The following is a 5,283-nucleotide window of genomic DNA, read 5'->3' on the forward strand; positions in this document are numbered from 1 at the left end:
GGGAAAGAAGTACATCTTATATACCAAATGAAGAAGACTATCCAGAAGATTGTTTTATAGATTTTGACTTTAGATTGGTAGATATATTTGAAAGAATGAAAAAAGCTAATCAAAAGATAGAAGATCTAGTAATAGAAGAGTTTTATAAGATAAAAGAAGACTTAGGTCATAGACCTTCAAGGGTAGAAATGTTTACTTATATGGAGGATGATTTATATAGCAACATTAAGAAAAAAACTAAAATAAATATATTTAGAGATTATTTAGGTTTTATGGAAGATATAAATGAAAATACAGTTAAAGAAAATTTACTTAAAGATACAATAGGTTCAGAATTTATAAACTTCATAGAAACGACTAGTATGAGTAAGACTTATAAAATACCTGTATTACTTGCATTTTATAATGGAGGAAACATGAAGTTAAAAATAGATGATGAAGATTTATATAAAGCATTTAAAGAGTTTTATAATAAAGGGTCTAATAAGGTAGATCTGTTGAAAGACAAGTCTACTGCAAACTTTATAACATGGGAAAAGAAACAATATATAAACTTGGCTAGAAAAAATCCAGTACATTTCCTATGCAAAAGTAGTAGTGAGTTTTTTACAACAGATGGTGAATATGTATGCTTAAATAGAAACTTAGAAAAGTATATAGATAACAAAGATTTTATTAAAAATGTAAAAGATGCCATAGAATTCAGAACTAAGGAATACTACAAAACTAGGTTTAGCAAAAGAGAATAAATATGTATCAAAGCTAAAGTTATATAGAAGGGGGAATGGTTAAATGGAGAGAATAACAAACACTTCTTGGTTTATAGAAGATAATAAAGCAATAAAATTGTGCGACCCAACAGTATTTAAAGATGCAAGAACTGTAGTACCAATTGATAGAATAAAAGATTTTTTTTGTGACAAAGAATTGGAACAAGGAGAAGAAGTACCATGTAATATTATATTTATGGATGAAAATTGTGAATGTCGAATAAAAAGATTTAAGTCTAAAGATCAGTCAAATCCAAGTACTTTTTTATATTGGAGAGGAACTAAAATTGCTGATTATTTAAGAAATTTAGAAGGTGTAAATTTGTATAATTTTAAAGGGGCAGAAAAAAATATAGAAATAAATAATTATACAAGGATGGAATTTACAAAAGGTGAGAATGATACTATTAAATTAGAAGTAATAAATGGAGCACTATCAAATAAATATATATTTAAAAAGGATGTAGACAAGTCAACATTAATATATGGAGTAACAATTCCTAAGTTAAAGGTAGAAAAGTTTTTAGCAAATATAACGAATAAAGAAGTAGAGAGAGGTAAATCAGAAGAAATAAATTTAATAATAAATGACAATAAGTTTAGTTGCAGATTGACCAATCCAGATAGAAAAGGAACTACGCATGAGGTAATTCAAATTAGATATGACTCTAATAAAGAATTAAAAAATCATATATTAGAAGTCTTGGGTTATAATGAAGAAGATCTCAATGACAAGAAGATAGAAAGCAAAGGATCTTTGGAGTTTTACAGTACAGAAGAAATAAATACTTTTTATGTTAAAATTAACACAGATAATTTTAGTATTAGCAACATGGAACAAATACTGAATATTAATAGCTATATACAAAGTAAAGGTTTTATTTATACAGTAGAGCAATTATCAAACTTATACTTATCCCTTAAAACAAAACCATTTGTAATCTTAGCGGGAATAAGTGGAACTGGAAAATCAAAAATAGTACGCCTATTTGCAGAAGCACTAGGAGCAACAACAGAAAATAAACAAATAAACATGATAAGCGTGAAGCCGGATTGGAATGACGCAACGGAATTAATTGGATATAGAAATCTAAAAGATCAATTCATAGAAGGTCAACTAACCAAAATAATAAAAGAAGCAATAAAACTAGAAAACAAAAACAAACCATACTTTATTTGCCTAGATGAAATGAACCTAGCAAGAGTAGAATACTACCTTAGTGACTACTTAAGCATAATAGAAAGCCGTAATAAAGTAGGACAAGAAATAGTAACAGACAACATAATAAACGAACAAGAACTAACACTACATATACCAGACAACATCTACATAATAGGAACAGTAAACATGGACGACACAACCTTCCAATTTAGTAGAAAAGTACTAGACAGAGCAAACACAATAGAATTCTCAGACGTAGACCTAGAAAATCTATTTACAGACACCACAGAAGAAGAAATAGAACCAACACTAGTAAACAATAATTTCTTGAAAACCACATACTTAAAAACAACAGATATAGAAGAAGAGCATAGAGCATACGCAAAAACAATAAATAAAAAAATAATACAAATAAATGAAATACTAAAAAAATCACAAAAACAATTTGCCTACAGAGTTAGAGATGAAATACTATTCTACATGATAGAAAATCAAAAAGCAGAGCTACTGCATGAAGACATAGCATTTGACTATCAAATAATGCAAAAAATACTTCCAGCAATAAACGGAAGTGAAAACAGCATCAAAGAAATACTAGTAGATTTATTCAATTATGTATGTGATAAAAAAGTAATAAATGATACTGACGATATAAATCTAGAAGAAGCTCAAAACTACCTACAAAATGCTAAATATAAAAACAGTGCTCAAAAAATAATATACATGCTAAAGGGATACCAAAATGATGGATACATTAGTTTCTGGTGTTAGTAAAGACATACTAAAGATAAGTACAGATGAGTTCACCCTGTACTTATCAGGTAATAGTGAAAACAAAAAATTTAGAGCAACAAACAACAACAAGCAAATATCAGCTAAAGTAAGTGTAGTATCTAATTATGATGATATAAAAGTACATACCATCAACTCATTTGGTGAATTAGAATTGAATGAAGAAGATACAATGTACCCGAGCTTTTTTGAAGATGGTTCATACAATATATATTTAGAAAATGATACAGAGAATAACTTTACCATACATCATGAAGACAAAGACATAAGAGAAAATATAGTATGTAGAAGAAGAGATGCGCATGGATCATTTAAATTTAATGGTGATATTGGCTTTTCTACTTTTAAAATATTAAAAAATAACAAAGAGGTTTTAAATTTTACAATACAAGTATTCCCTTCAAAATTAGATTATTTAGATGACTACAATGATTTATTAAGGGAAGTTAATGAAGAGGTAACTTCTTTAGTATTTGAATTTATAAGTAAGACTTTTTCTAATATTGATATAAAAGATGTAAAAAAGCAAACTAATCTAGAGTTTATAGTAATATTAACCAATATATATGAAAAACTAGAAAAATCTATAAAAAGAATAGAAAAACAGCCAAAGCATGGAGTACTAACAGAGTATAATTTCAAGGATAAGAACAAAGCAAAACGTACTTCAACAAAAGAAACTATAAAACATTTGAGAAAAAATCACACATCTAAAAAAGTAGTAGAAATGAAAAAAAGAACTACTTTAGATATTTATGAAAATCAGTATGTAAAATATATATTAAAAAGAATTCTAAAGAAGATAAAGAGTATCAAAGTACAAATAACTAAATCCAAAGGAATGGACAATCCATACTATAGAAAATTAAATGAGATAGAAGGTAGATTGGCCTACCATCTAAATACATTTTTTAGGGATATAAGTGATTTGAATAATAATAAATCTATGACACTGGTATTTAAAATGGCTAGTGGATACAAGGAAGTTTATTATTATTATAATTTATTATCTAAGGGATTAGATATTTGTACAGGACTATATGATGTTAGCCATAAGAAGTTATGGAATCTGTATGAAATATGGTGTTATATAAAAATACACAACATCATACAAGAGTTGGGATATACAGCCAAAGATTCAACTATTATACAAACTACAAACAATGGGCTAACACTATCCTTAATGCAAAGTAAAAAGGCTAAATGTATCTATGAAAACATCAAAGGAGAAAAGCTAGAGTTATGGTACAACAAACCATATAATGCACTACCAACTACAAGTCAAAGACCAGATACAGTACTTTGTCTAAAGGGAGATAAAACTTCAGACAGGGTGTATATATTTGATGCTAAGTATAGAATATATGTATCTGACAATGGTGCAATAGGGCCTATGGAAGAAGATATAAACGTAATGCATAGATATAGAGATTCTATAGTTAGTGAAAATGAACTAGAGGACTATTATAAATATGAAACCTTTGGAGCTTATGTAATGTTCCCATGTAGTGATGAGACAACCTTTGAAAATCATAAATATTATAAAAGTATAGATAAAGTAAACATAGGAGCAATACCAATGCTTCCTGGATCAACATCCCTTATGAAGAAACATATATGTAAAATAATAGATGAATCATATATAGAAGCAGTAAATAATAATCCAATCTTTGATGAAAGTGAAGATTATTATAGATTTAAAAATCAAAATGTAATGGTAGTCAACACAAAGGATAAAAAACATTTTGAAGCATATAAGCAAAATAAATTTTACCACATACCTAAGGAAGAGCTATCTAAATTAAAATTAGGAGTAGAGTATTTAGCTTTTTATCAATCTAAAAAAGAATTTGGAAAAGAGCATAGCGGTATATTTTATATAGCTAAAATTAATAATATTTATGAGTACAATAGAGGAGATTGCAAAGAACTAGAATCTAAAAAAAATAAATCTAATGATATATATCTAAGATTTGAACTTGATACATTTGAAAGTATAAGATCTATTTCGAGCGTAGAGTATGCACCTCCATTATTGAGCTACACTACTATGTATCTATTAAAAAAGGCATCTACAATACATGAATTAAAATTAAAGAATAGAACTGAGATTGAAGTATACAAAGTACTAAAAAAATATAGTGAAAAGTATGGCATTATATTAAAAAAAGAGAATGAAGGATTTTATATAGGAAATAGTTTTGTGAAAGTCTTAGAAAATAGAGATATTAAGTTAAATGATAGTTTAGTCACAATAAAAGAACTAATTGAAATATTAAACAGAAATTAATCTTCTTCTATAGATAAAGGATTATATTTTCATTTTTACCCCACGTCGTATTTCACGACGTAGGGTAAAATGAAACAACATAAAATTAATTGCAGGGAAGGATACAAAATAATGAGCTGTATATTTTGTGAAATAAAAGAGTACATATTAGAAAATGAACTAGCCTATGCAATATATGATAAATTTCCAGTAGGAAAAGGACATATGTTGTTTATACCGAAAAGGCATGTAAAAGATTTTTTTGATATAACTAATGAAGAAAGAGATGC

Annotated in this window: 4 protein-coding genes; all 4 read left to right on the forward strand. The window is 27.3% G+C overall.

The features are described 5' to 3' along the window. A partial coding sequence (locus ACRC03_RS03295) for a hypothetical protein (RefSeq protein ID WP_438651125.1) occupies positions 1–749 on the forward strand: 749 nt, incomplete at its 5' end. Positions 750–792: 43 nt separating this feature from the next. Next, positions 793–2,703, forward strand: a complete 1,911-nt coding sequence (locus ACRC03_RS03300; protein WP_438651126.1) for an McrB family protein — start codon at positions 793–795, stop codon at positions 2,701–2,703. Next, positions 2,675–5,014, forward strand: coding sequence for a DUF2357 domain-containing protein (locus ACRC03_RS03305; RefSeq protein ID WP_438651127.1), 2,340 nt, complete (start codon positions 2,675–2,677; stop codon positions 5,012–5,014). The genes ACRC03_RS03300 and ACRC03_RS03305 overlap by 29 nt, the downstream gene beginning before the upstream one ends. 111 nt (positions 5,015–5,125) lie before the next feature. Next, positions 5,126–5,283: HIT family protein (locus tag ACRC03_RS03310; RefSeq protein WP_438651128.1), on the forward strand; the 158-nt coding region annotated here is incomplete at its 3' end.

It is taken from the genome of Romboutsia sp. (genome assembly GCF_051659545.1).
Lineage (GTDB): Bacteria > Bacillota > Clostridia > Peptostreptococcales > Peptostreptococcaceae > JBOFOR01.

What these genes read in the sequence shown, in the direction of transcription:
- ACRC03_RS03305 (WP_438651127.1), top strand. Translation starts at nt 2,675, where the DNA reads ATGATGGATACATTAGTTTCTGGTGTTAGTAAAGACATACTAAAGATA.
- ACRC03_RS03300 (WP_438651126.1), top strand. Translation starts at nt 793, where the DNA reads ATGGAGAGAATAACAAACACTTCTTGGTTTATAGAAGATAATAAAGCA.